The sequence below is a fragment of the Subtercola endophyticus genome, from assembly GCF_021044565.1.
In the GTDB taxonomy this organism is placed as follows: Bacteria; Actinomycetota; Actinomycetes; order Actinomycetales; family Microbacteriaceae; genus Subtercola; species Subtercola endophyticus.
In genome coordinates, this window is sequence record NZ_CP087997.1 from 3,094,761 (window position 1) to 3,107,556 (window position 12,796).

The window sequence follows — 12,796 nt, forward strand, 5'->3', positions numbered from 1 at the left end:
ATGGAGCTGATTCAGCGCGTGACCGCCCCGACCGTCGATGTGCTCAGGGTGCTTCTTGAGCGCAGCGTCCCGGTGTGGGGTCTACAGATAATCAAGCAGACCGGCCGGCTCCCGGGAACGGTGTATCCGGTGCTGGAGCGTCTGGAGCGACAGGGCTGGGTGACGGCCTCATGGGAAAAAGACTCATCCAGGACCGGGCCCCGCAGAAAGCTGTACGAATTCACGGCCGACGGTGAAACCGCCGCGAGAGACGTCTGCCGTGCTTTTGAGAAAAAGAACCAGCAGGTTCCCCACCCGAGTACAGGACAGGTGGCCACGTCATGAACCACCACAAAAGCTTTGTCCTATCGATCGCGATAGCACTGTCTCCATACGATCAACGAGAAAGCCGCACCGAGCAGTGGGTTGCCGATCTTCGCGACGCTGAAGAACTCGGAATCCCCAGGTGGAGCATCACTACCGGTGCCCTACTGACTGCCGCGACCAGCACGCATAAACGACAGCCCCTCGTTCGAGACACGATCACTGAAAGCGGGAACATCATGGAATTCAGCAAGGTCCGATCACGCCCCCCAGCGATGACTCAGCTCCAATGCGTGGCTGAGGCTCAGTCGCTGTTGAAAATCCTGGACCAGGCTGTTCCTCTGGTGGAGTCCGCGGAGGCTTTGATAGCGAAGTTGAGCGCGGAAGAGCGGCCCACGTCGGACAACGCTCGTGACGGGTTGCGTCTTCGCCTCCGCTTCGTGGAACTGTTGGGCCCTCTGAACGAGCTCCGTTGCCCGGAGCACGCCGACATCCGGAACGAGACGGCGCGGTTTTTCACCTTCTATCTGCACATGATCACTCGCTCGTTCGAGGTTCGGTTTTCGACGTTGGGACGCACGGAGTACGAGATCGTCAACGCTCCTTCCACGGCCCCGACCCGGTACGCCCGGTTGCTTGGGCTTCGAGCCTCCCTCGTTGAATCTCTTGAGGACCTGCCCGAGCTGCGCGCAGAAGATTCGCCCGCAACCCCTGAGCTGCCTGCTCCTGGTGAAGTAGATCGGAGAATACCTTTTGGCCTGATCGCGCTAGGTCTGATCGTTGTTGTACTATCCATCTTGGCTGTGATTTGGCAGTCATCTGCCGCGCAGAAGGTCTCCTTCACCTGCGGTGACCTTGGCTGCCAAGCATCAGATCCAGGTCTCTATTTCCTCACCACCGCCGCATTGCTCTTTGCCCCCACGCTCCTCGCGGCGGGTGCCATTTCAGCAGTGATCTCCTTCGGCATGACGCGTCTATTGGTCAGCAAGCGGCTCTCCCGCAAACCCGCGACCGCCAATGGGGCCTGGCTCCGTTTTCTGCCAATGGCCGTGAGCTGGGCTCCCGGGATTGTCCTTACCGCGGTGTCAGCGATCGCAATGCTGTACATCTCGCAAGCTTCGAAGTCGCCTGGTGCGCTCTGCCTGGCGGGCAGCTGCACCGACGAATACGCCTTCACTGAAACTCTTCACACCCTGGCACCAGCCGGCTTGCTCACAGGGATCACTTGCCTCTTGGTCGTCGCGCTCGGCCGAGCACTCCCCCGAGCCGACGTCGCCCGTTCAACGCCCTATGGCGAACCTGCACCGGTTCGTTCGGTCCAAGAGCCAGGCATGGTCGTGGGTGAATTGGAAGCTCAACCACGCTACTCGCAGACCGACGCTGCGCTCTTCATGCGCCCGACCGACGGCCCGAACTCCGACGCAATCTAGTCGTCTGGTCACCCGAGTACCGGCATGCTCGTCGGGTATATGCGGGTTTCGAAAGCTGACGAATCCCAAAGCACCGATCTGCAACGGGACGCGCGCCCGCGGCAGGGGTGGCCGACCCCCGCAGGTAGTTCATCTAGGCTCCGATGCTTCGCCCTTGCTCGACGGCGAAGGCAACGGCGGGGACACAAACCCCGCCAATGGGATCCCAACTGCGGTCGCTACCAGCGCTATTACCCATCGCAACGGCCACAGAACACGCGCTGCGAGCCGTACGGTCGGTCCGGCGGGGACGACCAACTTACCGTGCTCGATCGATGTCGGTTCGTTTCGGTCCCACGCTCGGCCCATCATGTAGAGAGAATAGTCCGCCGACGAAACCCGCGCACCGCTCGGCAAATAAGAAATTCCCTAGCCACGGCCGTCTCGTGAACCTTCGTTTACGGACTGACGATCTCAGGCGGCCCCGAGGGTCTTCCTCGAGCGGACCGTCTCGAGCGCGCCGGCCCATGACAGAACCTGGTCGAGCATGACGCCGACTTGAGTCGCGATCGCTGCGGTCGGCTCGTAGCCGTCGGCGTCGAATCCTGTGTGCGTGTTGGCAGCGGGTTGAGCGCGGACCGTTGCAACCTGCACCTCGGCGAGAACGAGGCGGAGAGCTTCAGCTGCACGCACGCCGGCCGCCCAACCGCCGTAGCTCACGATGCCGGCGGGCTTGTCGTTCCATTCCCTATAGATGTAGTCGATTGCGTTCTTCAGGGCTCCGGGGAATGAGTGGTTGTACTCCGGGACGACGAAAACGAAGCCGTCGAAACTGTCGATGACGCGGGACCACTGGAGGGTGTGTTCGTGGGTGTACTGCGCGAACGTGGGGTTGCCCGGCTCGTCGAGGTTTCCGAGATCATGGTCGGCAAGATCGATCAGTTCGTATTCGGCGCCACCGTGCTCGCGTGCGGCACAGAGCACCCAGGAAGCGAGTGCGGCTCCTCGGCGGCCGGGACGGGTACTGCCGAGGATGATTCCGATGCGAAGTGACATGACGAACCTTTCAAGAGTTGATGCGTCAACACTATTGAGGTAGCGTTGATACGTCAACTCTTCTGGCTTATGCTTGTCCGGTGACCCGCCGATTGCTTACGCCTGCTGAGTGGGATCTGTGGCATTCGTGGATGGAGGCGCAACGCATCGTCGTTGCCCAGATCGACGGATCGCTCCAGAACGTAGCCGGCATCTCGAAAGCCGAGTTCAGCCTTCTGCGAACCCTCGGGAACGCGCCAGAGGCCGTTCTTCGCGTCGGAGCTCTCGGGGCTGCGCTTCGGTGGGAGAAGAGCCGCGTATCCCATTTGCTGAGCCGCATGGAGAATCGCGGCCTGGTTGAACGAATTGAAGCTGGCGCGCCCGGCCGCCGAACGGCAGTCACTCTCAGCCCCCACGGCCTCGATGTCCTGACGACGGCGCTGCGGGTGCATGAGAGAAGTGTCGGTGACCTTTTCATCGACCGCCTAACCGGCGAGCAGTCCACTGCCATCCGCACCTGGAGCCAGCAAACACTGAACAGATCACCACTTGCCGAGCCAGGGAGCACGTCGAGCGAGCGGTAGATCGCAACTCTGACCCGCGCTCCGCCAATCTGCGGCAACAGAGTGCCGCCGTCGGGTGCCCACAAATTCGTGCAGTCGGAGAAGATGACGATTGTCGAACCCGGCTCGGAGCACGACAACGGGCCCTACGACATCATCATCGAGCTCGTCTCTGCCCCCGGCTTTCTCGATCGCACTGCACTCTTAGCGAGAGGGGGCAAGCTCGTGATCATCGGCATTCTTACGCCGATGAACGTCGATCCCGGCATGGCGTGGCTGGGTTCGCTCTTACTGAACAACTGCACGATCATCGGAACGACCATCCGCGGGCGAAGCCACGCTGACAAGGCGATTCTCGCCCGTGAACTCGAGCGGTCGGTGATGCCCCTAATCGCCAGCGGCGCGATCCGTATTCATCTCGATTGCGCCGCGGCACGCCGCTTCTTGACGACGGACACCACCGCGATCAGCACGATCACGACGACCAGCCAAATGAGAAGCTGTAAAATCCATCGGCCTGCTTGAGCGCCGTCGAAGTACAAGATGCTTCGCATCGCCTCGAGACCCCCGGCACCGACCCAGGTGTTGTGCACCACCTGCCAGAACGGAGGCAGCATAGACATCGGCACGCTTCCGCCGGCAGAGGGGAAGTTCAGCGCGACAAGGAACAGAATCTCGGCTAGCACAGCGGCCTGCCCAAGCAGGAGGGTGAACAACGTCGCCAGTAGCGCGACCGTGAAGGTGTAGATCATCCCCACTCCAATCACGCCGGCGGCCGTGCCGAAGGTGACACCGAAATCGACGAACAGGCTGATCATCGCGAAACCCAGCACGGGAACGACGATGCCTGCTCCGACGGCGGTGAACAGCTTGCTGCGCAGGCTCCCCTTTCGAATGGCCTGACTGATCACTGTGATACTCAGAAACGCACCGATCGTGCAGATGATGAGGTAGAAGAACAGCACAGTGCCAGAGGGATCGTCGGCAGGAAGCGGCGCCACGTCATCGACCGTGACGGTCGCACCGAGCTGGGTAGCGATCGGCGTAGCCACGCTCTCGACGACTTGCGCAGCGAGCCTGCTGCCTGCAGACGCGACGACGACCGTGACCGTGGCGCCGTCGATGATCACGGCACCGACCGAATCACGATTGGCTACGGACTCACGAGCGGCAGCGGCATCCGTCGTCTGAGTGATGTCGAATGCACCGGCCGCCTTGTCGTTGACGGCGTCCGTGAGTTGCTCGGTGACGGCAGCGGGCCCCGCGATCGTGAGCCCCATGTCATGCGGCGACGGCGCGTGAGTCGCGCTGACATAGCACAACGAGAACGCCACCAAGAAGAACAGCGGCATCGAGATGACAGCGATCAGGCGGGTGCGCAGCGAAGCCCGACGACTTGAGTCGAGCGAATCGGGGGTCACCACCACGTCGAGGTGGTTTTCGGGCATTTCGAGCAGGTCTTCTGGTGTGCTCGGGGTGGTGCGGGGGGTTTCGGTGGTCATCGGTTCGCTCCTTCTCCTGCGGTGATCGACCGGGTAGCGGGATCGCCGATGCTTTCATGGATGAGTTCGTGATCGTCGATCTGGTAACTCTCGACTTTCACATGCCTGTGCGCGAGCGAATCACTGACGGCTTCTTCGTGAGCATCGGGGTCCGAGACGGGCTCAGTATCAGCCTGGGCGGCAGCGGATGTCGCGGTGAGCGCCAAGATCTCTTTCTTCTGCCTGCGCACTGTCTTGGTCTGGTACACGACGAAGTTGACGAGCACGAGGCCGACGGTCCAGGCCAGCAGCTGTGGCAGGAACCGCTCGACTCCGTTTCCGCCGAAGTAGACGATCGATCGGAACGAGCAGAACGACTCCTGGCCGATGAGCCACTCGAGGTCGCAGCCCACGAAGGAACGGCCTATATCACTCACCAGCCGATGGGCATCATCTACGCCGTCGAACCCTGGAACGGCCCTTTCTCGCAGGCAATCCGCCCGATTTGCGGCAACCTCATGGCCGGCAACGTCGTCATCCTCAAGCACGCCAGCAACATTCCCGCCTGCGCCGACGCCATCGACCAGCTCTTCAAAGACGCCGGCCTGCCCGAGGGTGTCTTCACCAACTTGTTCGTCACCCACGCCCAGTCGGCGACGATCGTGGCGGATTACCGGGTGCGGGGCGTGACCCTCACCGGAAGCGACGAAGCCGGCTCCCGGCTCTCGGAGCAGGCCGGCAGGGCCATCAAGCCTGCCGTGATGGAACTCGGCGGCTCGGATCCGATGATCGTGCTCGAAGATGCGAACCTCGACCTCACTGCGCAGTGCTCGAGGTTCCGCTTCGCTCTGAGCGGCCAGGCCTGCATCTCCAACAAGCGGATGATCGTGCTTGACGGCGTCTACGACGCCTTCGTCGAGAGATTCACCGCACTGACCGAGTCGATCGTTCCTGGGGACCCGTCAGTGGCGACCACGACCTTCGGCCCACTGTCGTCACGAGAGGCGGCCGACGGCGTACGCGACCAGATTCGCCGCGCCGTGGAAGGCGGCGCGACCGCGACCGAGCTGGGGCCTGTGGTTCCCGATCTGCCCGCCTTCGTACAGCCGACGCTGCTCACCGGCCTCACCCCCGACAATCCGGTGTTCTACGAGGAGATCTTCGGACCAGTGCCGATCTTGTTCCGGGTCGACGACGAGGCTGCGGCAGTGGGGCTCGCCAACGACTCGCGCTACGGCCTCGGCGGCACCGTCTTCAGCGAAGACATCGAGCGCGCCCAGCGAGTGGCTCGCCAGATCGACACCGGCATGGTGAGGATCAACCAGCCGACGGGCCAGCCCGCAGACATGCCGTTCGGCGGCACCAAGCGGTCGGGTCTAGGCCAGGAGATGGGCCCGCAGGGAATCAGGGAATTCGTGAACTCCAAGCTGATCAGCATCGCACCGCAATACTCGGCCTGACCCGAGACCGGCAGCTTGCCCTGCACGAGAATGATCGAGCCAGACACGTTCTTGCCTCTAACCCGATGAAGATGTAATGGTTAGGGTCGAAAACCAAGAAAACCCCCGGCAGGCGGGGGTTTTCGGTGGTGCGCCCGGAGGGATTCGAACCCCCGGCCTTCTGATCCGTAGTCAGACGCTCTATCCAGCTGAGCTACGGGCGCATCTGCGTGAAGCCGACCTGCAAAGGTCGCTTTTCACACAAGGGAAAACATTACCACATGCTCACTGAGCCGCGTATCCACCATCGACGAGGTGGTAGCTGCCGCTGATGAACGACGCGGCGTCGCTGGCCAGGAAGGCGACCAGAGCGGCGACCTCTTCGGGCTGGCCGAGGCGGCCGAGGGCGTGCTTGGCGGCGAGGGCGGCCTGAACATCCGCATCCATATTGTTGTCGATCAGGGGCGTCTTGATGAAACCGGGGCCCACGGCGTTGGTGCGCACGTTCTGGGCGCCGTACTCGAGCGCAGCGTTCTTGGTGAGGCCGAGCAGGCCGTGCTTGGCGGTGACGTAGGCCGACGACGAGGCGATTCCGACGCTGCCGAGCACCGATGCCATGTTGACGATGGATCCGCCGCCGTTCGCCGCGATGGCCGGCAGTTGCGCTTTGAGGCCGTAGAACACCGAGTTGAGGTTGATCTCGATGACCTTGCGCCAGCTTTCGATCGAGTAGTCGCCGATCGAGGCGGCCTCGCCACCGATTCCGGCGTTGTTCACCGCGATACGCAGGGGCGCGAGGGCATTCGCCGCAACGACACTGGCATCGGCGAACGCCGGGTCGGAGACGTCGCCGACAAGGGCTTCTGCCGTGCCGCCGGCCGCGCGGATCTCATCGACGACGGCCTGCGCGGGCTCCTGTCGAACATCCGTCACCAGCACTGCGGCGCCGTTCGCCGCGAGCTCGAGCGCGACAGCGCGCCCGATACCCGATCCTGCTCCCGTCACGATCGCCGAGCGGCCCGCAACATCGTAAGTAGCCATGATTCTTTGTTCTTCTTTCGGTTGTGAATTCGTTGTCGGCGCTGAAGCGCTCGACACGTTCTATCGTACTCTTGTTATCCGACAACTGTTGTTTATGGCCATGATCGGTACACTGGGCCAATGGATGCTCGCCAGCGCCGCAGCCGCGAGAAGTTGCGCGTCGCCCTCTTCGAGCTGGCCTCGGGGCAGCCGGCGAGCGAACTCACCGTGTCGCAGCTCGCAGCCCTCGCCGGCGTCAACCGCTCGACGTTCTACGAGCACGCCTCCTCGCCTCAGGCGCTGCTCGAAGAGCTGCTTCGTGCCGAGCTCGACGCGGCGCGCCAGCAGTACCTCACCGACATCGCGCCCGGCAATGAGGGGCGAGCGATCTCCGCAGTCACTCGCGCCGTGCTGCTGCACATCGACGAGCACGCGGCGATCTACCGCTTCGGGCTCAGCGAACAGAGTGGCGAGTCGAGTTTGCACGCGCTGCTGAGCGCGCACTTCGAGGCGTCGATCCGGATGCTCGTAGAGACCGGCGCCGTGTCGATTCACGACAGCGCGGCGGGGCCGTCTGGTGCGGCCACGGGCGCGGTGGGCGCGTCTGGTTCGCCCCCCAACACGGCGGCGGCCAGCCCCGCGGGCGCGGCGGGCGCCAAAGCCACCGCCACCGCCGACACGCCTGCGAACCCGTCGCTCGCCGAGTACGCGGCGCGCTACATCTCGAGCGGAACCGTCGGCGTCATCACGGTGTGGCTGAACGGTCCCGAGCCGCGTGACGTCGACGCCGTGCTGCACGCGTACGGGCAGCTGCTGCCGGGGTGGTGGCCGGCGTCGTGAGCGGGCGCGTCGGCGGGTCGCGGCGGGCGAGCCGGGTGCTGCGCGTCGTGGTGATCGTGGTCGTGACACTGCTGGTGTGCATCCTGACCGGCAGTTACTCGTCGATCGAGCGGCGGCTGGTCGAAGGCGCCTACGACAATCTGACCGAGGCGCCGTTCTACGAGCTGCCGAACCCCGTCACGCCCGGCGCGCCCGGCACGCTGGTGCGCTCGGAGCGGCTGCCCGGCGCACCCGATGGCTCGCAGGCGTGGCGCATCATGTACCACTCGACCGATGTGCTGGGGCACGACATTCTGGTCTCGGGGGTGGTGTTGGCGCCGACCGGGGCCGCGCCGGCCGGGGGGCGCACGATCGTGTCGTGGGGGCATCCGACGACCGGCGCGGCCGTGCAGTGCGCCCCGTCGCTGAACGTGGAGCCACCGAGTCTGATGGGGCTGATCGATCCGTTCGGCATCGAGGGCCTCGGCGAGCTGCTCGCGGCCGGGTACGTCGTTGCGGCCACCGATTATTCGGGCATGGGCGTCGCGGGGCCGGATTCGTACCTCATCGGCACGACCGAGGGCAATAACGTTCTGGATGCCGCGCGGGCCGCGCGGCAGCTGCCCGAGACCGGCGCCAACAGCCAGCTGCTGCTCTGGGGGCACTCGCAGGGTGGGCATGCGGTGCTGTTCGCGGCTCAGGATGCCCGAACCTACGCTCCCGAACTCACTCTGCTCGGCGCCGCCGTCGCCGCCCCCGCCACTCAGCTCGGCAACCTGCTGAAGGCCGACATCGGCGACGTGTCGGGAGTCTCGATCGGGTCTTACGCCTTCACCGCATACGCCGCCGTGTACGGTCCGTCGACGCCGGGCGCCACACTGTCGTCGATTCTGACGCCCGCCGGGGTCGCGGCGACACCCTCGATGTACTCGCTCTGCTTGCTCTCACAGAACGCGCAGTTGCACACGGTCGCGGCGCCGCTCATCGGAAACTACCTCTCGGGCGACCCGACCGTGGTGCAGCCCTGGGCGACGCTGCTCGCTTCGAATACACCGGGCGCGACGGCGTCGCCGGTGCCGCTGCTGGTGGCGCAGGGCGCAGACGACACGCTCGTGCGGCCCGCCGACACGGCGTCGTTCGCGCAGTCGGAGTGCTCGCTCGGAGCCTCCGTCACCTACCTCAGCGTGCCCGACACGGGGCACGGGCTCGTGGCGTTCCGTACGCTCACGGTGCTGCTGCCGTGGTTCGCGCACCTCGCCGCCGGCACTCCCCTGCCGCGCGGCGTGCCGGCCCCGCTCACCTGCTGAGCCGCGCGGTGCCGGCGCCGCTCACCGCTCACCTGCCGAGCCGCGCGGGGTGCCGCTCACCTGCTGAGCCACGCGGGGTGCCGGCGCCGCTCACCTGCTGGGCCACGCGGGGTGCCGCTCACCGCTCACCTGCCGCGCATCGCTTCGGACGCCGCGCCTCAGCCATCCCTCCCCGCTGCCTCCACCTCCACTCCCACTCCCTCCACTCCCGACGCACTCGGTTTTGCGCAGAAGCACCCAAGACGCCGCGTTTAGGTGCTTCTCCGCAAAGCGGCTCCGGCGGAAGGTCGACGGGAGGCGGGGAGGGCGCGGGGGCGAGGGGCGAGGGGCGCCGGCGGAGGCGGGCGGGTCGGGCCGAGGGAGCGGACGGGTCTGCCCGAGGGGGCGGGAGGGCGAGGGGCGCCGGCGGAGGCGGGCTGGTCAGGCCGAGGGAGCGGACGGGTCCGCCCGAGGGGGCGGGCGGGTCGGGCGCAGGCGGGTCAGGCGCCTGCGAGGGCGGGCCGGGGCGGCGGGTCAGGCGGCGGCGGCCTCTAGGGGCGGGGTGTAGGGGAGGCCGAGGGCGGAGGCGACGTGCGCGTTGGTGACGGCACCCGAGTGGATGTTCAGGCCGGAGGCGAGGGCGGGATCATCCTGAACCGCCTGCCGCCAGCCCTTCTCGGCGAGCGTGATGACGTACGGCAGTGTCGCATTGGTCAGCGCCGTGGTGGAGGTCTCGGGCACCGCGCCCGGCATGTTCGCGACGCAGTAGTAGATACTGTTGTGCACCTCGAACGTCGGATCGTCGTGGGTGGTGGGGTGGGATCCCTCGAAGCATCCGCCCTGGTCGATGGCAATGTCGACGAGCACCGATCCGGGCTTCATGGCGGCGACCATCGCGTCGGTCACGAGCTTCGGGGCGGCGGCGCCCGGAATGAGCACCGATCCGATGACGAGATCGGCGTCGCGCAGTTGCGCGGCGATCTCATACGCCGACGAGGCGCGGGTCTGAATGTGGCCGCCGAACTGCACCTCGAGCTGGCGCAGGCGCGGAAGCGACACATCGATCACGGTGACGTCGGCGCCCATGCCCAGGGCATCCGCCGCCGCGTGTTCGCCCGCCACACCGCCGCCGATGACGACGACCTTCGCCTTGGGGGTTCCGGGCACGCCGCCGAGCAGGATGCCGCGGCCGCCCGCCGCGCTCATCAAGTGGTACCCGCCGACCTGCACCGAGAGGCGCCCGGCGACCTCGCTCATCGGCTGCAGCAGGGGCAGGCTGCGGTTCGCCAACTGCACGGTCTCGTACGCGATCGCGGTCGTGCCTGAGGCGATGAGTGCGTCGGTGCACTCCCGCGACGCTGCGAGATGCAGGTAGGTGAAGAGCACCTGGCCGGCGCACATGCGGCCGTACTCCTCGGCGATGGGCTCCTTCACCTTGAGCAAGAGGTCGGCCTCGGCCCACACGTCGTCGGCTGTGTCGGCGATACGCGCACCCGCCGAGACATAGTCGTCGTCAGTGATGCGCGAACCGAGACCGGCACCGCTCTGCACGACCACCTCGTGCCCGCGGCGCACCAGCTCGTGCACACCGGCCGGGGTGGCGGCGACGCGCTTCTCGTTGTTCTTGACCTCTGCGGGAATTCCCACCAGCATCGTCGTCTCCGTCTGTTTGCACGAGTCTCTTGGCGTCCATTCTGCAAAATGCTCGTTTCCTGGAGATTAAGTGCGAAGATATTGCTGAAATGCGATGCTTTGCCCGACGATAGTTCGAGAATGGATGCTCAGGGCCATGGTTAGTTCGAAGAATCCACGGGCATCCGCGGCCTGGAGCGACGAGCTCGACGACATCGACACCCAGCTCGTGGCGCTGCTTCGGGCGAATGGACGGATGCCCAACAGCCGTCTCGCCGAAGCCGTCGGCATCGCGCAGTCGACCTGCATTACACGGGTGCGCTCGCTCGAAGACCGCGGCGTCATCACGGGGTACACCGCGCGAACCTCGCCGGCAGCGCTCGGGCTCAGCCTGCAGGCACTCATCAGCGTGAGCATCCGGTCGGGAGCGCGGCGCGGTATCACGGCGTTCAGCACGGAGATCCGGGCGCTGCCGGAGGTGGTGGAGCTGTTCTTCTTGGGCGGGGCGGAAGACTTTGTGATCCACGTCGCGACGCGTGACAGCGACCATCTGAGGGAGTTCGTGGTGTCGAATCTGTCGGCGCACGTCTCGGTTGCCTCGACCCGCACGAGCATCGTGTTCGAGCACGTGGTGAACTGACTCGCGCTCGGTGCGGGGCGGCGTCGGCTCGCGCGGCAGCGGCTGCGGCTGTGAGTGCGAGCGCAGCGCTGCGGCAGCGGCTGCGGGTGTGAGTGCAGCTGCTGCTGCGGGTACGGCGGCGGCGAGCTTGCTCGCGTACGCCGCGCATCAGGAGGGGCGGCTGTTCGTGTCGACTCTCCGCACGAGGCGTGAAATGTCCTGACTGAGCGGCCGGCGGCGATGGCCGCCGCTCTGGTTAGCGAGAAGCTGGAGGCATTCCCGTGACAGCGTCGATCACCAGATCGGCGCCGGATGCGGTGGGTTCGATGAGGGCGGCATTAGCGCCGTCGACGGATTCGGCCCAGCGCCGCGCTTCGGCCTCGGTGCGCCCGAAGCGGGTGTGGCGGGTGACGAGGCGGCGCATCCGTTCGTCTGCAGGGGTGGCGACGAACCAGGATTCGGCGAAGAGGGGACGGGCGAGCGACCAGGGCGGCTCGTCGACGAGTAGGTAGTTGCCTTCGACGACCATGAGGCGGGCATCCGGCGCCACCGCGATCTCGCCGGCGACGGGCTCGTCGATGCGGCGGTCGAAGCCCGGAGCGTAGACGGTGTGGTCGCGCTCGGCGTGCAGGCGGCGCACCAGTGCGAGGTAGCCCCAGCCGTCGAAAGTGTCGATGGCGCCCTTACGATCGTGTCGCCCGAGTGCGTCGAGCGTGGCGTTCGCGAGGTGGAAGCCATCCATCGGCAGGTGCACGGCGATGGGGCCGGCAGGGGCCAGGCCGTCAGAGGGCGGGTCGGCGGCGCGCGGGTCGGCGGGGGCCAGGCCGTTGGGCCGCGGGCCGGCAGGGGCCTGGCCAGCGGCGCGAGAGCCGCGCGGGAGCGGGCCGGCGGCGAGGGGGCCGTCGGCGGGCAGATGCTCGGCCAGCGTATTGACGCGGGCGACGAGTGCGGCGGCGAGGGTGGTCTTGCCCGATCCGGGGCTGCCTGCGATGGCCACGATGATGCGAGGCTCCTGCGGCTGCGACCGCGACTGCTCGCGCATCAGGGCCATGGCGCGTCGGGCCAGGTCGTCGAGGTGCACGGCTTCAGCCTACGGCCACACCCTCCGGCGGGCTTGGCCGCGGTTCGGATTCGTGGGGTGCCACCGCTGGGGCAGAAACGGAGGAGATTTCGAGGGGGTGGGGGCTATA

General features: G+C 66.1%; 13 protein-coding genes and 1 tRNA gene. 7 read left to right on the top strand and 7 right to left on the bottom strand.

The window, feature by feature from the left end; translation table 11 throughout:
* Together LQ955_RS14350 and LQ955_RS14355 are read left to right on the top strand one after the other, a co-directional pair.
* Positions 1 to 324 carry a PadR family transcriptional regulator gene (locus tag LQ955_RS14350; RefSeq protein WP_231025186.1) on the top strand — a complete coding sequence of 108 codons (324 nt, stop codon included), beginning with the start codon at positions 1 to 3 and terminating at the stop codon, positions 322 to 324.
* Positions 321 to 1,733, top strand: coding sequence for a hypothetical protein (locus tag LQ955_RS14355; RefSeq protein ID WP_231025187.1), 1,413 nt, complete (start codon positions 321 to 323; stop codon positions 1,731 to 1,733). The genes LQ955_RS14350 and LQ955_RS14355 overlap by 4 nt, the downstream gene beginning before the upstream one ends.
* A 453-nt stretch (positions 1,734 to 2,186) precedes the next feature.
* On the opposite strand, the gene LQ955_RS14365 is transcribed toward LQ955_RS14355, so the two are convergent.
* Entirely contained in the window at positions 2,187 to 2,768 is a 582-nt protein-coding gene (locus tag LQ955_RS14365) for an NADPH-dependent FMN reductase (RefSeq protein ID WP_231025188.1), read from the bottom strand.
* Between the two features lie 80 nt (positions 2,769 to 2,848).
* Between LQ955_RS14365 and LQ955_RS14370 the strand changes: the two genes are divergently transcribed.
* Positions 2,849 to 3,331, top strand: a complete 483-nt coding sequence (locus tag LQ955_RS14370; RefSeq protein WP_231025189.1) for a MarR family winged helix-turn-helix transcriptional regulator — start codon at positions 2,849 to 2,851, stop codon at positions 3,329 to 3,331.
* Between the two features lie 392 nt (positions 3,332 to 3,723).
* Here LQ955_RS14370 and LQ955_RS14375 read toward each other — a convergent pair whose 3' ends face one another.
* Together LQ955_RS14375 and LQ955_RS14380 are read right to left on the bottom strand one after the other, a co-directional pair.
* Positions 3,724 to 4,812, bottom strand: a complete 1,089-nt coding sequence (locus LQ955_RS14375; RefSeq protein ID WP_231025190.1) for a hypothetical protein — start codon at positions 4,810 to 4,812, stop codon at positions 3,724 to 3,726.
* Entirely contained in the window at positions 4,809 to 5,228 is a 420-nt protein-coding gene (locus tag LQ955_RS14380) for a hypothetical protein (protein WP_231028252.1), read from the bottom strand. Before LQ955_RS14380 ends, LQ955_RS14375 begins: the two co-directional genes overlap by 4 nt.
* Between LQ955_RS14380 and LQ955_RS14385 the strand changes: the two genes are divergently transcribed.
* Positions 5,172 to 6,251, top strand: coding sequence for an aldehyde dehydrogenase family protein (locus LQ955_RS14385; protein WP_390623489.1), 1,080 nt, complete (start codon positions 5,172 to 5,174; stop codon positions 6,249 to 6,251). The two genes, LQ955_RS14380 and LQ955_RS14385, sit on opposite strands and share 57 nt — an antisense overlap.
* Positions 6,252 to 6,377: 126 nt before the next feature.
* Here the strand turns inward: LQ955_RS14385 and LQ955_RS14390 are convergent.
* Both LQ955_RS14390 and LQ955_RS14395 read right to left on the bottom strand, forming a co-directional pair.
* Positions 6,378 to 6,454: transfer RNA gene (locus LQ955_RS14390), tRNA-Arg, on the bottom strand.
* 61 nt (positions 6,455 to 6,515) lie between these two features.
* On the bottom strand, positions 6,516 to 7,271 hold the full coding sequence (locus LQ955_RS14395; RefSeq protein WP_231025191.1) for an SDR family NAD(P)-dependent oxidoreductase: 756 nt from the start codon (positions 7,269 to 7,271) through the stop codon (positions 6,516 to 6,518).
* 120 nt (positions 7,272 to 7,391) lie between these two features.
* On the opposite strand from LQ955_RS14395, the gene LQ955_RS14400 reads away from it, so the two are divergent.
* Positions 7,392 to 8,090: a TetR/AcrR family transcriptional regulator gene (locus tag LQ955_RS14400; protein ID WP_231025192.1), complete on the top strand. Its 699-nt coding sequence runs from the start codon at positions 7,392 to 7,394 to the stop codon at positions 8,088 to 8,090.
* On the top strand, positions 8,087 to 9,376 hold the full coding sequence (locus LQ955_RS14405) for an alpha/beta fold hydrolase (protein ID WP_231025193.1): 1,290 nt from the start codon (positions 8,087 to 8,089) through the stop codon (positions 9,374 to 9,376). The genes LQ955_RS14400 and LQ955_RS14405 overlap by 4 nt, the downstream gene beginning before the upstream one ends.
* A gap of 513 nt (positions 9,377 to 9,889) precedes the next feature.
* On the opposite strand, the gene ald is transcribed toward LQ955_RS14405, so the two are convergent.
* Complete coding sequence (gene ald, locus LQ955_RS14410; protein ID WP_231025194.1) at positions 9,890 to 11,008, bottom strand: alanine dehydrogenase; 1,119 nt, start codon at positions 11,006 to 11,008, stop codon at positions 9,890 to 9,892.
* 136 nt (positions 11,009 to 11,144) lie between these two features.
* On the opposite strand from ald, the gene LQ955_RS14415 reads away from it, so the two are divergent.
* Entirely contained in the window at positions 11,145 to 11,627 is a 483-nt protein-coding gene (locus LQ955_RS14415) for an Lrp/AsnC family transcriptional regulator (protein WP_231025195.1), read from the top strand.
* Between the two features lie 235 nt (positions 11,628 to 11,862).
* Here the strand turns inward: LQ955_RS14415 and LQ955_RS14420 are convergent, their stop codons facing one another.
* On the bottom strand, positions 11,863 to 12,687 hold the full coding sequence (locus LQ955_RS14420) for a nucleoside/nucleotide kinase family protein (protein WP_231025196.1): 825 nt from the start codon (positions 12,685 to 12,687) through the stop codon (positions 11,863 to 11,865).
* Between the last annotated feature and the right edge of the window lie 109 nt (positions 12,688 to 12,796).